Raw genomic sequence first — 14,952 nt, forward strand, 5'->3', positions numbered from 1 at the left:
GACGCCGACGGTCCAGGACGTCCGGCACTCAGGGCAGGTGGAGGTCACTCCGGCTTGTACCGCCTGGGTCCTCGCCCTCGCCCGCCGCATCCGCCGCCAGTGCTGCGACCGGCACGCCGACGAGCAAAACACCGCCGTCGCCTTCGACGCCGGCATCAGCGGACCGCCGCACCCACGGCACAGCCGCGGGCCCGGCGGCGTCGTCCGTGACCACGACCAGCCGCAGCCGGGGCACTCCTGCGTCCCTGCCCATGCGGCCACCGTACGAGCAGCCGGTTGCCGGACGCCATCGTCGGCCTTACGGGCCTTTCCAGGCACGGACATTCCGAGCACACTTGCCGCGCAGCTGCGTGGTCGAACGCTCTGGGGGCGAGGAACACACAGGCCTGCCCAAACCGTCGAGACCACGAACGACTCCCCACCCATGCTCACGGAGCCGCGCTCAAAAAGATCACGTGAAGTCGCTCACCCTCCACAGCCGAACCGTGCCGTCTTCGCTCGCGGTGGCGAGGGTCTTGCCGTCGGGGCTGAACGCCGCACTCCGGACCCGGCTGGGCAGGCTGGGGAGGCCCGCGATTGTCTTGCCGTTGGTCGCGTTCCACACCCGCACGGTCTCGCCGTCGGGCAAGTCGGTGACGAGAGTCTTGCCGTCGGGACTTAGCTCCACTTGTAGGCCGGTGCCGCTAACGGTGGTGACGGCTTTGCCGGTGACGGTGTTCCACACCCGCACGGTGCTGTCGTCGCCGCCGGTGGCCAGGGTCTTGCCGTCACGGCTGAACCTTGCCGGCCACTTGGCACTGGTGAGGACGGCGGTGACCTTGCCGGCGGCCGCGTTCCGCAGCTGCACTGGGCTGTACTTTCCCCCCGACGTGGCGAGCGTCTTGCCATCGAGACTGAGCGCTGCCACGTAGGGGCCGCGGAGGATGGTCGCCTTGCCGGTTTCGAGGTTCCACAGTCGCACGGTGTCGTCGTTGCTGCCGGTGACGAGGGTCTTGCCGTCAGGGCTGAACTCCATGGTCCCGATTAGGTTGGTGTGGCCGGCAAGGGTTGCGGTCTTCTTTCCGGTGGCGACGTCCCACAACCGAATCGGGTTGTCGAAACTCTCTTCGCGGACGCCGGAGTCGGCGGCGGTGGCGAGGGTTTTGCCGTCGGGGCTGAACGCCGCGCTGGCGGCTAGCTTGTGGCCGGTGCGGATGGTGGTGGTCTTGCCCGTGGACACGTTCCGCAGCCGAACCGAGACGTTGTCCGTCAGCTGACCGCTGGGTGGCAGTTCCGTGGTGACGACGGTGTGCCCGTCAGGGCTGAACACCACCCCGGTGTTCGGGATGGTCTGTTCGTTGAGGGTGGCGATCTCTTTGCGGAACGGGGTGCTCAGGTCCCACAGCCGTACCCTCCGATCGCCCACCGTCGCGAGAGTCTTCCCGTCGGGGCTGTAGTTCAGAAACTGGCCGGCCCCGGTGAGAAGGCCGATGGGGGCAGGGCTGGCGGAGGAACTGCTTTCTCCCTCTCCCCGTGTGGTGAGGAGCGCCACGACGACGGTCGTCGCCAGTACCAAGAGGGCGACGCCGGCAGTGAGGGCCCTGGCTCTGCGGATGCGGGGGAAGAAACGTGATCCTCGGGCGGTGCCCGCGACGGGGGCGCCGGGCCGCGTGGACGAAGGGCCGTCGAGGTGAGGACGAATTGACGCCCCCGGCGCGGCGGTAGGCGGGTGAGAAGCCGCGACGCTGCGCCGGGGCGGTTGGGGCTGTGCCGTCGGAGAAGCGGGAGGCGTTTCGGTAACCTCCCGCACTTCTGTGGCGGGAGGCGTTTCCACAACCTTCCGCGGCTCCGGGGGCGTTGGACCGGCGGGCCGCTCGACGAGAGGCTCCGGCGTCTGCTCCGGCGGTTGCGGGAGAAGGGAGGGCATCCGTGCGGCCGCCGCCGCGGACACCAGCTTGCTGTCGTCGCTGGCGAGGCGGCGGATCTCATCGAGGACAGCGCCGCGGACGACAGCGTTGCCGATCCGGTGCAGGTGGGCGAGTCCGTCGAGGGCGCCGAGCCGGTCGGTGGCGATCGGGCTGCCGATGGCGTTGCGCAGGTGGGCGGGCAGGACCCAGTTGATGTTCCGGGCGACAACGATGCGGCCCTCGACGCTGTCGAGTTTCTTCGGCCGCTGCTGCGGCATCTCGTCGACAACGCGGTCGTGGACATAGCCGTACAACTCGTCGAGGGTGATGTCGCCATCGCCGTCGAGGTCCGCGCTGCCGTCGCGAAGACCCTCGACCAGGTAGCGGGTGAAGACAGACTGCGCCGCCTGACCGAGCGGCGTGTTGCCTTCGAACGAGTACTGGGTGGCGTCCGAAGCCGTGAGCACGGTGCGGCCGCGGCCCTGGAACCGCTCCAGCGCGTGCACTGAGGTGTCGGCCTTCGCGAGGCGCCCAGCAGGGAACGCTCCGCTGTAACAGCAGTCGAGGATGAGTACCTTCTGCCGGGAGACGCAGCCCTCCATGGCCTGGTCGATCTGCTCGGCGGACAGCCCGGTGAACAGCAGGCTGTCGCGCCGGGTGTTGCTCATCGCCAGGTGGAGCCGGCCGCCGTCGTCCTTGAGACCGTGGCCGGTGAAGTACAGAAGGGTCAGGTCGTCGCGGCGCCGGTCGCGGTAGAAGTCGCCGATGGCCTCGCCGACGACGTGATGTGGCTGGTTGATCAGGGCGGTGACCTCGAACCCGGCGATGTCCGGATCCCGCAGCACCGCGGCCAATGCCTCCGCATCGTGTGCCGGCGCGGTCAACTGCCGTAGCCCGCTGTCCTGGTAGTCGTACGTAGCGATCAACAGCGCCAGCCTGCGCCCCATGACTAACGGCCGGTGTGACGACGGACGTACGCCTCGATGAGCTCGCGCCGTTCGTCGACGGACGCCTGCTCCAGCTCGATCGTGTCACCGTCGATGGTCAGCGAGACCCGATGCCGGGCGGCGGACCTGCCCAGCCAGTCACGCACGGTGTCGACGAGCGCGGTGAACACCCCACCGGACGCGCTCAGCGCCACCACGACCGCTCCGAAAGTGACCGCATCGACGCCCTTCGCACCCTCAGGAGCAGGGCCTCCGGAGCCTGGACGTACTGACTCGATGTCCAGCTCGGCAATCTCGGACCGCAGTTGGCGCGTCAGCCGTTCTGCCGCCTCCGGGTCCAGCTCGGGGTCGGGCGCGATCAACAGCAGTACATCCACCACGTCATCGGGCCGCTGATCCGTGTGGCGGCTTCCCATCGAAGCGTGGTCCTGCATACTTCCCCCCGCTGGCAGGTTGGCGCGGAACTGCACCTCACAGTGTGGCGGCACACAGCGCCTACGGCAGCCCATCGGGACTACTCGGCAGGTCGGCAGAAGAACCGGCGGTCGACCACTCATCGGCTGACGCAGTACTGCAGCTCCCAGGATCCGCACCGGACTCAATGCAGTTCCCTTTCATCTTTGGCATGCCAGGCTCAGACACTTCCCAATGCTGTTGTCAAGCCGCTGCGGTGACTGGCGGTGAGGTTTGGTAGAGCGCTCCGTCACGGATCATGGCCCACAGGACGTTGGCTCGTCGGCGGGCCAGGGAGAGCAAGGCCTGCTTGTGGTTCTTGCCCTCACTGCGCTTGCGCTCGTAGTACGTCTTCGAGGCGGCACACGATCTGAGACTGGCCATGGCAGAGAGGTAGAAGGCCCGCAGCAGGCCGCGGTGGGGACGACGCATGTTGCCGCTGACGCGCCCCGGAGTCCCGGGGCACGGGAGCCAGGCCGGCGGACGCGGCGAGACGGTCAACGCTGCCGAAGGCTTCCAGGTCTCCGCCGGTGGCTGCGAGGAACTCCGCGCCGAGCATGCCCCCATTCCGGGCAGGCTGTTGATCACTCGCGCATGCGGATGCTGGTGAAACCGGGCGTCGATGAGAGCGTCGAGCTCGGCGATCTCATCGTTGAGGGCTACCCCCTTCGAGAGACGGGCGACCACCATCGCGGCCAACTTCTCGCCGAGCAGTGCCGTGTGCTGGGCCTCAGCCGCCTCGACCGCAGCGCGGGCGATGTCGGCAGCACCTCTGACCTTTCGGTTCTTCAACCAGGTCGCGATGCGCCGAACGCCCGCCCGACGGATGGCAGCGGGCGTCTGGTAGCCGGTCAGCAGCAGGATTGGCCCTTGCATCGTCAGGGTCAGCGCGCGTTCTAGAGCGGGAAAGATCTCCAGGAGCTGAGCCCGCAGGCGGTTGACCTGACGGGTGCGGTCACAGACCAGGTCAGTGCGGCGAGCGGTCAACGTCCGCAGATCGACGGCTACTTCGTCGCCGGTCCGCAGAAACGCCCAGGTCGCGACGTATGCGGGCCTGATCGGCGATGACGTGCGCATCGCGGGCATCCGTTTTCCCCTGGCCCCGGTAGCCGGCCGAGGCGTGATGGACGGCCAGTCCGGTGATGTATGCCATCGGCTGGTCGTGGCTGAGCAGGAGCCCGATCAGCAGCGCGCCGCATCCGTGGTCGATGTCGACTGCCCACAGCACGTCTTCGGATAACGCGAGGACGTCGCCGAGTAGCTGAGCAGCTCTGTCTCGTCGTTCAGAACCCGGCGTGACAGGAGGCGTTCCCCCTGTCCGTCGATCACAACGCAGTGGTGATGCTCTTTGCCGATGTCCAAGCCCGCCCAGATCTTAGGCACGTCTCCTCCACCAGGTCATCGTTCTGAACCCGCAGACGACTTCGCCGGCACTGTCCTACGAAGCGATCGAGTCGCGTATCCCAATCAGCGGTCGAGTCGTCGCGGGGCTCCGGGCGGCCAAGTGTCAACAGCCTTGAAGACGGCAACAGCTTCTGAGCCATACCTGGAGCCCCTGGGTGTCACCGATCCTACGAATGACCGGCTGAGACCCGCGCCTAAAACGACCGCAACCCCGGTCGTGGATAACGTCCCGACCAACTGCGCCCCGAGCGTGGTCCCGGGCTGCGTGGGCTGACACCCTCAGCTGCCGTGGCTCTTAACAAGCTCGCAGGGCACGCAACCGCTGCGCATTCGCGTACGTGACCAATTGCGCGCAGCCGGCGCGCAGGCCTGCCGTGATGCGCAACGGCCGCCTGTGGTCAGCAGGCTGCGCAGAATTAGCTGTCTGTCCGTGCGGGGACGGGGGAGTCGCCCGGCGCCGTAACGCGACACTCCGGCTGCATGAGAGCCCAGGGGGCGCCGGAGCCCTGGGTGAGAGTCAGCCTGACTCGGCGGGCCTTTGCGTCTCTGGTTGTGCTGTGGAACCCGGTTGTCAGGCGTGGGGGAGCGAGGCGACGGCTTCCCGGACGCTCGTCGCGGGTCATGGGCAAGCGCCGTCGGCTACAGCGCCAGTAGCGGATCGGTGGGATCGTCGACACCGAAGAGCAGGGCGTGGCGCCCGATGGTCTTTGCGGTACCGTCGCCGGCCTTCTCGGCGTCGGGCAACATGGTCACAAGTCGGCCCAGGGGCGAGGCCTGCCTCCAGCCAGCGGCACCCACACCGGCCCGGAGGGGCCGCGCTCTTCGATGTCCTCCAGGATGGCGGCTCCCAGCGGAACCTCGCGGGCGAGTACAGCGACGAGCGGGTGCTGAGCGGTCATCGCCTGCAGGTCGCTGATCCTGTTGCCCAGTCTTGCCCGGGAGGCGCCGGTGAGCACGAAAAGCACGCGCGGAAAGAGCGGGTACCAGCGCAGCCATGCGCGGCCGGGGGAGACCGGCCGGCGGCGTCCGACGGGCTGGGCTTCGTACCGGAACAGTCTTGCGTACTCGATCAGCTTCACGGCGAGGCGCTCACTGCTCATGGTGGTGCGGTCGACTTCCACGAATGCGCGCAGTTTCCGGCGGTGTTGGCCGTCGATGACGGTGTAGTGCATGACCGCGTCGGCTACGAGCCGCTCGCCCTCGCCGATGGGGTGAGCTACCTCAGGGGTCCAGTCCCACGGGCCGTGCTCGTGCCCGAGCCGGCGGGCGTCTGCCGCAGAGGGCAGATGCGCGCGCACCACGGTGAGCGTGTGAGGTGTTTTCAGCGAGGCGGCCGTGGCAGAGGTGATCGGATAGGGAGGGCGGCTTCGCATTGCTGGGAAGTCCCGGGTCAGGCGGGCCCCCTCGCCTGTGAGGTACCAGGCGCGGGAACCGTTGGACTGGGGCAGCACCGTGTAGTTGACGAGACCCTTCTGACGCAGCTTGTTCAGCGGGGAGGAAACGGTCTGGCGGGCCGCCTTCGGCCGCAGCAGATCGCGGAGCTGGCTGGTGGTGGCCATTCGGTGCTGGGCGAGCGCTGACAGGAGTTGATGGGGCAGTGGCTCGACCGGGCTGTGGGTGGACAGCGAGGCAGTCTGGCTAGTGGTGGTGTGCGCTGGGAGCACGTGATGGTCGCCCCGCTCTCGAATGTTGATTTGCCGGAGACATGGTCGACTCTTCAGTCAGACCGGGTTGTGGCCGGCCTTGAGGAAACTCGCCGTCCCTGACCTGCCCACCGACCATGAGGCCCCGACCACGATCACGATGGGGACACGAATGCCGTGGTCGGGCCTGTGGTCGCCCCGACCACAGCTTCGGGCAAGAAGTCCTGTGGCGAGCCTTCAGTGGTGTCGGCCATGCACCTGGAGCCAGCGATCAGTCGGCCTGCTGCTAGGCGGCACGCCTTCGAAGCGGGCGAGAGGAAAAGGCCTGCCTGGGCATGTGATCGCTTCGGAGTTGGAGAGTAGGGCGGGCAGCGTGCCCGGGAGTGTTGCGAAGCGGCGATGGCCGGTTCCGCGGAGCCGTGCGGCTTTGCGGGGGAGAGGTGGCTGGCCTCTCCATACCGGCCATCGTGCGGCGTCTGGCCCGCCGGGAGTTCGTCGATCCCTAAAACCAGAGGCCGCGGTCTTACGGTATCCCGCCTGCGACGCGATTCGGCGTGCTGCAGTCAGGACGGTGAGGAGCGGCGGGCTGTCAGTTCCTCGAGGCGGGAGCGTTTCCAGCGCTGCTGGCGGGGGCGTCCGCCGCTGCCGCGGCGGTACTCGTATCCGTCGGGCTGCTCGAGATCGGGCAGGAGCCCGTGTCCGAGCGCGCTGATGAAGCTGTCGGCGCTGCTGTAGCCGAGGATGCGTGCTGCTTCGGCGGCGCCGACCAGGTCCGCGTTGTCGTCCTGGTCGGCCGGCGGCAGCACACCGCGCTTGCGCGCGATGTCGACGACGGTGGCCCGGCGCCACTTCTTGCGGGCCCGGCCCCGGCTGCCTTCCTCCTTCTCCAGCACGTCCGGCTTCGGCAGTTCGGGAATGCGCCCCTGGTAGAGGGCGCTGGAGAACGAAGCCGGACTGCCGTAGCCGAGCAGGACCGCGACCTCGGCCGTCCCCAGGAGCTCGTCGGGATCGCCCTCGGCCGAGACCTCAGGCCTGTCCGCCGTCGGCGCGGAGGCGCGGCGGCCCTTGCCGGGGCGGCTGGCGACCCAGGCCACGATCGTGCCGCGGCGCCACATCGGGCCTTCGACGTCCTCGTCGGGCTCCGGGAAGTATCCGGGCCGGTCACGGAAGTAGCCGTCGATGGTAGACGTGCGGGTGTACCCCAGCAGTTGGGTGACCTCCCGCTTGGTCAGCAGCTCGTCCTGGTCGGCCTTGAGCACCGCGGCCGGCAGCTTGCGCTTCGCCGGTGCACGCTGCGCGAAGAACTCCGCGACCTGGTCGTGGCGCCAGAACCGCTTGCGGCCCTCCTGGTGCGCGACCTCGGGGAAACCACTGTCAGGGTTGTTGCTCCAGTCACTGATCCGGGGCTTGCTCGTGCCGAACTCGGACACGATCTGCGAGGTGTCCACGAGCCGGTCGGCGGAAGACATCAGGGCCCCTTTGAAAGGATCAGTACGGCGGTGCCGGCACTCGGACGAGCGCGACATGTTCGATAATGCCAAATAGGGTGGTTCGCCGTCCAGCCTGACGCCAAATCGGGCTACAGCACTTCCTCGCCCAGCAGACACACCCCGAAGCGCGCGGCACGCCTCTCCAGGGCCGTGTAGGGCATCGCGGCCGGCGCGGCATCCCACGTCACGAACGCGAGCGCGGCGATCGCCTCACCGCGGGACATCCCCTCCTCCCACGGCGCGCCCGCAACGGCGCACCGCTCGGCGAACTGGCCGTCGGATAGGCCCGCGGTCTCCCGGGCAACACCGGCTTGGACGTCTGCGATGCCCTCGCACCAGGCGCGGTGGCCGCGGGACAACAAGTCGTGCAGCGTCTCCGGGTCGCTCACGCTCTGGGCCTGGGCGGCGAGATCAAGCAGCGGGGCGGTGGGTTCGTCTCCATGGTCATCTCCTTCATCCACTGTAGGTGGGCCTGCCGTGCCGGAGGGAATCCCCGGCACGGCAGGCGGTGGTCATCAGGTGTGAGTGCTGCAGCCGTCACCCTTCGGGCCGCTGCCGCGGGCGAGCTCGGGGTCCTTGCGGGGCTTCACCATCAGTGCCGACCACACATGGTTCTCCAGGGCGGTGAACTCCGGGCCGTCGCCCGGGCAGACGACGCCCGAATCGGGCGCCCCGCACGTCTTGGCGTGCCGGACCAGATCGGCGATGCGCCTGTCGGACGGAAACTGTCCCCGCGAACGTGCTCGACCTCGACATACAGGTCGGCGAGCCGCGGCCGCCGTCCGGAGGAGAGCAGTAGGTCGGGGAGGGACGCGTAGCTGCACAGCGAACAAGACATGCTGACCGGACTACGAGCGGCGACACGCGTGTGTCGTGGGCGATTCGTTCTGCCGCGTCGGTAGGAAGTCATGCAACCTGATTGGAGGGATCTGCGTGGCGATGTGGAGCGATGTGGAGCGTGATGTCGACGCGATCCGGCTCCCGCAGTGGGGCCGGGTGGTGGAGATCGGCGGTGTGGTGCCGTACTAGGTACAGGACGCCAACGGACAGCCGATCGAGCCGGTGCGCCGGTACCTGCGCGACTTCGTTGCCCAGGGCCGCCGTGCTGGAAGCGTTTGGAGCTACGCCTACGACCTGTTGCGGTGGTGGCGGTGGCTGCAGGTCGTCGACGTCGAGTGGGACCAGGTGACCTCGGCACAGGTGCGGGAGTTCGTACTGTGGCTGGAACGTAGATCCGCTGACGCGGCCGTGAGGTCTGCAGTGGCAACGGAAGCATCATTGGCAGAGCAGCATCGAGCCGCTGAGGAGGAAAGGGCAGCTGCGGAACCACGCGCCGAGCTAGGAGTGGGGCAATGGCCGAGAGTACGTGTGCAGGAACGTGGGGCAGCTCCCTGCTCGCGCTGTGTGGCTCCAGTGGGTCCAGGTTAGAGGCGTGTTCGCTTCAAAACAGGGGATTTCGGGCATCGAGCCAGGCTTCCAAGCCATTGATCTGGAGCCCGGCCAGGCTCAGCGACTTGACTTCCGTCAGGAAGCGGGCTGGAAGCCTCCCTACGAAGTCACAGCAATATGGGAGATGTTTGAAGAGGGCCCTAGGGAGACTATCCATCTTCCCGTGCCCCCTCCCCGCACCTAGTGTCGGTTGGTGCTCTCATTCCCGGCGGCCTCGGATGGACCGTATTGCTGGGTAGTCGTTCACAGACGATGATCTAGAAGCAGCCTTAGTTCGGAAAAAAGCAGCGCGAATTGCCGCGCCAGTCACCGGCACCAGGCACGGAGTCGCAGGTCCAGCAGTACGGCACTTGCGCGTCGGCGTGCCACTCCTTGACCGCGTCGGTTTGTCAGTCCTTGACGGGCAGCCACTCGTCGACGACCCGCGCCGAGTTGGCCAGCACGGTCCGGAATGCTGGCGGAGAGCAATACTCTTCGGCGCCGAATACTTTCAGGTGTCGTCACGAACTGTGAGCATTTTCCAAGCCGGCGTGGTGAGGGTGAGGGCGGCGTCGGTCGCCTTGAGTTGGACGTGCCCCATCTGCGTCTCGGCCGGCAGGGGTGCGGGCGTGCTCGCGCCGGGCTCGTCGAGAAGGTCCTGCACAGCGATCGGTGTGGAGACCACGACGGGCAGGCCCTCGTCGGTCCACTGCCATTGCTCCTGTGGACAGGCCCAGGTCACCTCGATCGTGTGGCCGTCGGGATCGGTCACGTAGCACGACTGGCTGACGACGTGGTCGCGCGGGTCGACGTCGAATCCTGCGTCCAGGTGCCGCTGGGTGAAGCGGGCCACGTCCGCCCTGGTGGGCACGAGCGGGGCGAAGTGGCTGAGCCCCGGGCTCGACCGGGGCGGCGCGATGGCCCCGGCGACCTCGTGGAGGTCGACCAGCACCTGTCCTTCCACGCCCAGCTGCGCTCGCTGTGGTTGGCGGTCGAGGAGGTGGAAGCCTGCGACCTGCGTGTAGTGGCGCACGCTGCGTTCCAGGTCGGCCACCGTCAGCGTGACGGGTCCGAGGGTGAGCGTCTGGTCCATCCGGTAGTCGGTCATGGTCGACCTTTCATCCGTGCTGCGGCTCCCCGGGAGCGGGGCGCGTGTGTGAGCCGCAGCGTGGCCGGTGTCGCGGCCCTGCTCGCGGGCAGAGCGCAGCTCTTGACTGGCGTGTGAAGTGGGCTGCGGGCCGGGGCCGTCGTGAGAGAGGAGGTCGTGCGGGAGGTGCTTCAGGAAAGTGCCGGGGCTGCGCTGTTGCGGGTCTGAACGAGGGCGTTGCTCCACGACAGGAGCTGGTCGAGCATCGCCGTCAGGGTGGGGCCCTGGTGCTCGCCGGGGGTGAACGTGGCGCCGAAGTCGGCGAAGTCGGTGCGCAGGTTCAAGGTGACCGTCGCGGAGACGTCCGCGAGCTGCAGGGCGCCCAGGATCGGGCGCAGGGCTTCGACGGCGCGCACGCCGCCGTCGAAGCCGTAGGAGACGAGGCCGGCGGCCTTGTTGTTCCACTCGGCGTAGACGCGGTCGAGGGCGTTCTTCAGGACGCCGGGGAAGGAGTGGTTGTACTCGGGGGTGACGAGCACGTAGCCGTCGTAGGCGGCGACGGTCGCGGCCCACTGCTGGGTGTGGGGGTGGGTGTAGCGGCCCATGGCGGGCGGGAACGGTTCGTCGATCTGCGGCAGGTCGACCTCGGCGAGGTCGACCAGGTCGTAGTCGGCGTCGCCGCGCTTTCGGGCCTGCTCCAGGACCCACTGTGCGACGCGTTCGCCGGCACGTCCGGTGCGGGTGGTGCCGAGAATGATCGCGATCTTCGTCATTGTGCCTCCGGTGGATGAAAGGGACGGTCGGTTCCCCGCCCCCGCGCGGTCGGTCTGCGACCGCGCGTGATGAGTCCCATGGGCGCCCGCTTGCCGAAGGGCGATGCCGGCGCCGGCCCGCAGACGGGGAACCAAGGGCAGGGTTCAGTGGCCGGCGGCCGAGGCCCGGGGGGTGAGGAAGGAGTCCAGAGCGGTGAAGACCGCCTCGGGCTCCTCGCGGATGGGCAGGTGTCCTGCGCCGGGGATGAGTTCGAACCGCGCGTGGGGGAACGCCGCGGCGTAGGCGCGGCCGAAGTCCGGGGTGACGACTGGGTCGTCGGCGCCCCAGATCACCAGGACCGGGCAGGCGACGGTGGAAAGGCGGGGCAGCATGCTGGCGTCTGCCATGCCCGGGCCTGCGTAGGCGCGCATGGCGGCCATCGACTGCGCGGACGGTCCGCCCTTCGGCGCCGGTCCTGCGGCCGCCGCAGCCGGTGGCCCGGCGGGCACGGTGATCTGCTGGCCGGGTATGACGGGGCCGATGGCGTCCATGAGGACGAGCCGGGAGATCCGGCCCTCGCGGTCATCCAGGACGGTCTGGGTGGCGACCCAGCCGCCGAAGGACGTGCCGATCACCGTCACGTCGTTCAGCCCGAGGCGGCCGAGCAGGTCCAGGTAGGCAGCGGCGAGTGCGGGCACGGAATCCAGGTCGTCGTGCCGTACGGTGCCCTCCCAGCCCGGATGGGTGGGCGCGACCACCCTGTGATCCGGTGCGAGGTGGTCGATCAGAGCCGTGATGCTGGAGGGGCCGGGGCCGCCGTGCAGGACGAGGACCGGGCCGCGGCCGGTGCCGGCCTCGCGCACTTCGAGGTCGAGGCCGGGCCGTACGGGGATGGCGCGCTGCAGGGGTGCGGTCATGAGTTCCTCCTCCCGGATGCAGGGTGCTCGGTGGCTGAGGGCGCGGCGGCGGTATGCGCTGGCCTCACTGGGCTGCCGGGCTGGAGGTGAAGAAGGCGACCATCTGCTCCAGGCCGCGCTCGCCGAACATCGTGTCCAGGTTGGCGGCGGACTCGGCGGCGGACTCCTCGCTGCGCGGGAAGAGGGCCTCCTCGTACGCGGCCAGGGCGGCCTCGGTGTCGCCGGGGTGGGCCGCGATGGTCAGGGCGAGTTCTGCGCCGTCGAGCATGGCCAGGTTGGCGCCCTCCCCGGCGAAGGGGGACATCACGTGGGCGGCGTCACCGAGCAGCGTCACGCCCGGGACCCGGTCCCAGCGGTGGCCGACGGGCAGGGCGTGAATACGGCGCGGGGTGATCGTGTCCGCGTCGGCGACCAGGCCGCGCAGACCCTCGTCCCAGTCCTCGAAGTGGGCGAGGGCCGCGGCCTTGGCAGCTGCCTGGTCGGTGAAGTCGACCGTGTCCAGCCAGCCCTCGTCGGCCTTGAGGGCCGTGTAGACGTGGAGGCTGCCGTCGGTTTCCCGGTGGGCGAGGACACCGCGTTCGCCCCCCAGGGCGATGAAGAATCCGCCGCCGATGACCGCGGCGCTGCGCGGGTGGCGGGTGTCGGCGTCGAACAGGTCGGTCTCGACGAAGGAGATGCCGGTGTAGGCGGGCCAGGCGTTGGAGACCAGCGGCCTGATCCGTGACCAGGCGCCGTCCGCGCCGATCAGGAGATCGGTGGTGATGGCCGAGCCGTCGGCGAACGTCACCTCGTGGCGCCCGTCGCCCAGCGCCCGGGCCCCGGTGACCTTCCGGCCCCAGTGGATCGTGCCGTCAGGCAGGGAGTTCAGCAGCAGGTCCCGCAGGTCTCCGCGGTCCACCTCCGGCCGGCCGCCGGTGCCGTCGTCCTCCTCGGCCACGTGCACCGTGCCGTCGGAGCCGAGCAGGCGCATGGCCTGACCGCCCTCGTGGACGATCTTGAGGAAGTCGTCGTGGAGGCCGGCGGCGTGCAGTGCCTTCTGCCCGTTGTTCTCGTGGATGTCGAGCATCCCGCCCTGAGTGCGGGCCGCCGCCGACGCCTCCAGCTCAAAGATCGCCGACTCGATGCCGTTGACGTGCAGGACACGGGCGGCGGTCAGGCCGCCGAGACCTGCGCCGATGATCGCGATCGGGAAATGACTGGTGCTCATGGGGGCCTCCGAAAGCAGTAGGGGAAACGCCTCGGTGCGCCGAGTCATCGCCGCCGACGCCGCAAGGGCTCCTTGCAGGGGCGGCGTGGGCGACGGGGCGGCAAGGGATGCCTCGGCCACCCCCTCACCGTACCGAACATGTTCGTTGCGAACAAGTTCGTTAGAGTGGTAGGTGGCGAGGGGAACGTGCGTTCCCCAAGCCGCATCCGCCGCCCGGGCGGACCACCTCGTCCCGGGCTCAGTCCACTGCGCCCGGGACGGGTGTGTGGATGATGCCGTTGACGAGGACGTCGAAGCTCCAGCGGATCCTGCCCGGCACCGAGCCGCCGATCAGGGCGGGCATGTGCGCGGTGATCGCCGGATGCGTGGCGGGGTCCACGGCGTGCAGGGCACGCACGGTGGCGTCCCAGTCGTCCTCGGAGGCGGGGTCGTGCTCCTGCGTCGAATGCTCGGCAGCGGTGGCTGTCGCGTCCTGGAGCAGTTTGTCCACCCCCCAGGCGACCTGCTCGCGGCCGGCGCCGCTCTGTGAGAGGAGGTCGAGGATGCGCTCCACCAGGCGCAGGTAGTTCTCGCCGCTCGGGCGGGCGACGAGCGCGGCCCGCGCGAGCTGCGGGTGCTCGAACAGCACCTGGGTGTACGACGTCATGACGGCGCGGAGCTTCTCGCGCCAGCCCCCACCGCCGTCCTGTCCGGTCAGGTCGACCTCGCCGAGCAGGGAATCCAGGACGGCCGCATGCAGCTCGGCAGTGTTGGCGACGTAGACGTACAGCGACGCCGGGCCGGTATCCAGCTCCTGCGCCAGGCGGCGCATCGTGACCTTCCCCAGCCCCTCCGCCCGCATGATCCGCACGGCGGTGTCCACAATCCAGCGCCGGGACAGGGCGGGCTTCGCCGGACGCTCACGGCGGCTGATCGGCTCTCTTCTCGCAGTCATAACCCGATCGTAACGAACATGTTCGAACCCTGGGGTTGCCCGGTTCGCCCTCGGCCTTCGTGGATGCTGATTCTGGTAGTCAAGTGACTGCACTGATGCCTCTGGACGCTGACGGGAACGAGGACGGGGCCGCCGAGGACGTGGCGTACTCGCGAATTTCCTCCCGCGTCCGGAACTTCTTCGAGACGCCGAAATGGGGTTGCCCCACCCCACGTAGTATGTATTATGGAACATGTTGGATCGAGTGCGAGCGAGGGAGTCACACGGAAGCTCGCCACGCGCAATCCGTCGGCCGTGTCCGTGGTGCATGCTCCCCTGCGGCCGCGCTGCTGCTGGGCGCGCAGTGATCCGACCTCGGTGCCCCGCCCCCGACCAGGCCCGCGCTCTCGCCCTCGTCGACGACCTCGGGCAGGTCATCTCATTGGGGGCCAGTGCTCTGGCCAAGAATTGCCCAATAGCCTTGAGTGGCATACCATTTCATGAACTACAAATGAATAGCGAGAAATTAAGCAGTGGTCAGGTTAAGAATTGGCTGGGATCATGGACTTATTCGCTAGAAGAGTGGGATGAGGGGAGATAGGTAGAATGCAAACTGAATCAGCGTCAATTCGACTTCAGAATAGGACAGTCCAGCGCGAGCCCTTGACCGCCTAGGCGCGCTGTTTGGAATTCGCGGAGCGAATTCCTGGCTGAATTGCGGAGCAATTCAGCAGATCGTCACGGAGTGACGATCCATCAACTCCCTTGCGGAGCAAGGGAGTTCCCGTCGCGTAGCGACGGCGCGTCGTGTCTGCGGAGCAGAC

General features: G+C 68.4%; 13 protein-coding genes and 2 pseudogenes. 1 reads left to right on the forward strand and 14 read right to left on the reverse strand.

Annotation, left to right across the window (positions count from 1 at the left end; genetic code table 11):
• Positions 1 to 28: 28 nt before the first annotated feature.
• From ACFQ6S_RS42165 to ACFQ6S_RS42205, 9 genes and pseudogenes are all read right to left on the reverse strand, one after another.
• Positions 29 to 253, reverse strand: coding sequence for a hypothetical protein (locus ACFQ6S_RS42165; protein WP_383421435.1), 225 nt, complete (start codon positions 251 to 253; stop codon positions 29 to 31).
• 198 nt (positions 254 to 451) lie between these two features.
• A complete protein-coding gene (locus ACFQ6S_RS42170) occupies positions 452 to 2,833 on the reverse strand; it encodes a caspase family protein (RefSeq protein WP_383421438.1) in 2,382 nt (793 codons plus the stop codon).
• A 2-nt stretch (positions 2,834 to 2,835) separates the two neighbouring features.
• Positions 2,836 to 3,249, reverse strand: a complete 414-nt coding sequence (locus ACFQ6S_RS42175) for a hypothetical protein (RefSeq protein WP_383421441.1) — start codon at positions 3,247 to 3,249, stop codon at positions 2,836 to 2,838.
• Between the two features lie 362 nt (positions 3,250 to 3,611).
• Positions 3,612 to 3,845 (reverse strand): transposase, encoded by a 234-nt coding sequence (locus tag ACFQ6S_RS42180; RefSeq protein WP_383421480.1) that lies wholly within the window; start codon positions 3,843 to 3,845, stop codon positions 3,612 to 3,614.
• A gap of 356 nt (positions 3,846 to 4,201) precedes the next feature.
• Positions 4,202 to 4,372, reverse strand: a pseudogene (locus ACFQ6S_RS42185) (transposase); the annotation flags it as partial.
• Positions 4,368 to 4,669: pseudogene (locus ACFQ6S_RS42190) on the reverse strand (transposase); the annotation flags it as partial. The pseudogenes ACFQ6S_RS42185 and ACFQ6S_RS42190, both read right to left, overlap by 5 nt.
• Positions 4,670 to 5,439: 770 nt before the next feature.
• Positions 5,440 to 6,273: a replication-relaxation family protein gene (locus ACFQ6S_RS42195; protein ID WP_383421483.1), complete on the reverse strand. Its 834-nt coding sequence runs from the start codon at positions 6,271 to 6,273 to the stop codon at positions 5,440 to 5,442.
• A 623-nt stretch (positions 6,274 to 6,896) separates the two neighbouring features.
• Positions 6,897 to 7,802: a hypothetical protein gene (locus tag ACFQ6S_RS42200; protein ID WP_383421444.1), complete on the reverse strand. Its 906-nt coding sequence runs from the start codon at positions 7,800 to 7,802 to the stop codon at positions 6,897 to 6,899.
• Positions 7,803 to 7,912: 110 nt separating this feature from the next.
• On the reverse strand, positions 7,913 to 8,284 hold the full coding sequence (locus tag ACFQ6S_RS42205) for a hypothetical protein (protein ID WP_383421447.1): 372 nt from the start codon (positions 8,282 to 8,284) through the stop codon (positions 7,913 to 7,915).
• Positions 8,285 to 8,885: 601 nt separating this feature from the next.
• Here ACFQ6S_RS42205 and ACFQ6S_RS42210 point away from each other — a divergent pair.
• Positions 8,886 to 9,251, forward strand: coding sequence for a site-specific integrase (locus ACFQ6S_RS42210; RefSeq protein WP_383421450.1), 366 nt, complete (start codon positions 8,886 to 8,888; stop codon positions 9,249 to 9,251).
• Between the two features lie 511 nt (positions 9,252 to 9,762).
• Here ACFQ6S_RS42210 and ACFQ6S_RS42215 read toward each other — a convergent pair.
• The 5 genes from ACFQ6S_RS42215 to ACFQ6S_RS42235 form a co-directional block, all read right to left on the reverse strand.
• Positions 9,763 to 10,359 (reverse strand): VOC family protein, encoded by a 597-nt coding sequence (locus tag ACFQ6S_RS42215; protein WP_383421453.1) that lies wholly within the window; start codon positions 10,357 to 10,359, stop codon positions 9,763 to 9,765.
• Positions 10,360 to 10,529: 170 nt separating this feature from the next.
• Positions 10,530 to 11,111, reverse strand: coding sequence for an NADPH-dependent FMN reductase (locus ACFQ6S_RS42220; protein ID WP_383421456.1), 582 nt, complete (start codon positions 11,109 to 11,111; stop codon positions 10,530 to 10,532).
• 144 nt (positions 11,112 to 11,255) lie between these two features.
• Positions 11,256 to 12,008 (reverse strand): alpha/beta fold hydrolase, encoded by a 753-nt coding sequence (locus tag ACFQ6S_RS42225; protein WP_383421459.1) that lies wholly within the window; start codon positions 12,006 to 12,008, stop codon positions 11,256 to 11,258.
• A 64-nt stretch (positions 12,009 to 12,072) separates the two neighbouring features.
• The gene (locus tag ACFQ6S_RS42230) at positions 12,073 to 13,215 is read right to left on the reverse strand and encodes an FAD-dependent oxidoreductase (protein ID WP_383421462.1); all 1,143 of its coding nucleotides are present in this window, start codon (positions 13,213 to 13,215) and stop codon (positions 12,073 to 12,075) included.
• A gap of 238 nt (positions 13,216 to 13,453) precedes the next feature.
• Positions 13,454 to 14,149, reverse strand: coding sequence for a TetR/AcrR family transcriptional regulator (locus tag ACFQ6S_RS42235; protein ID WP_383421465.1), 696 nt, complete (start codon positions 14,147 to 14,149; stop codon positions 13,454 to 13,456).
• Positions 14,150 to 14,952: the final 803 nt, after the last annotated feature.

The sequence above is a fragment of the Streptomyces sp. NPDC056479 genome (genome assembly GCF_042795335.1).
GTDB lineage: Bacteria > Actinomycetota > Actinomycetes > Streptomycetales > Streptomycetaceae > Streptomyces.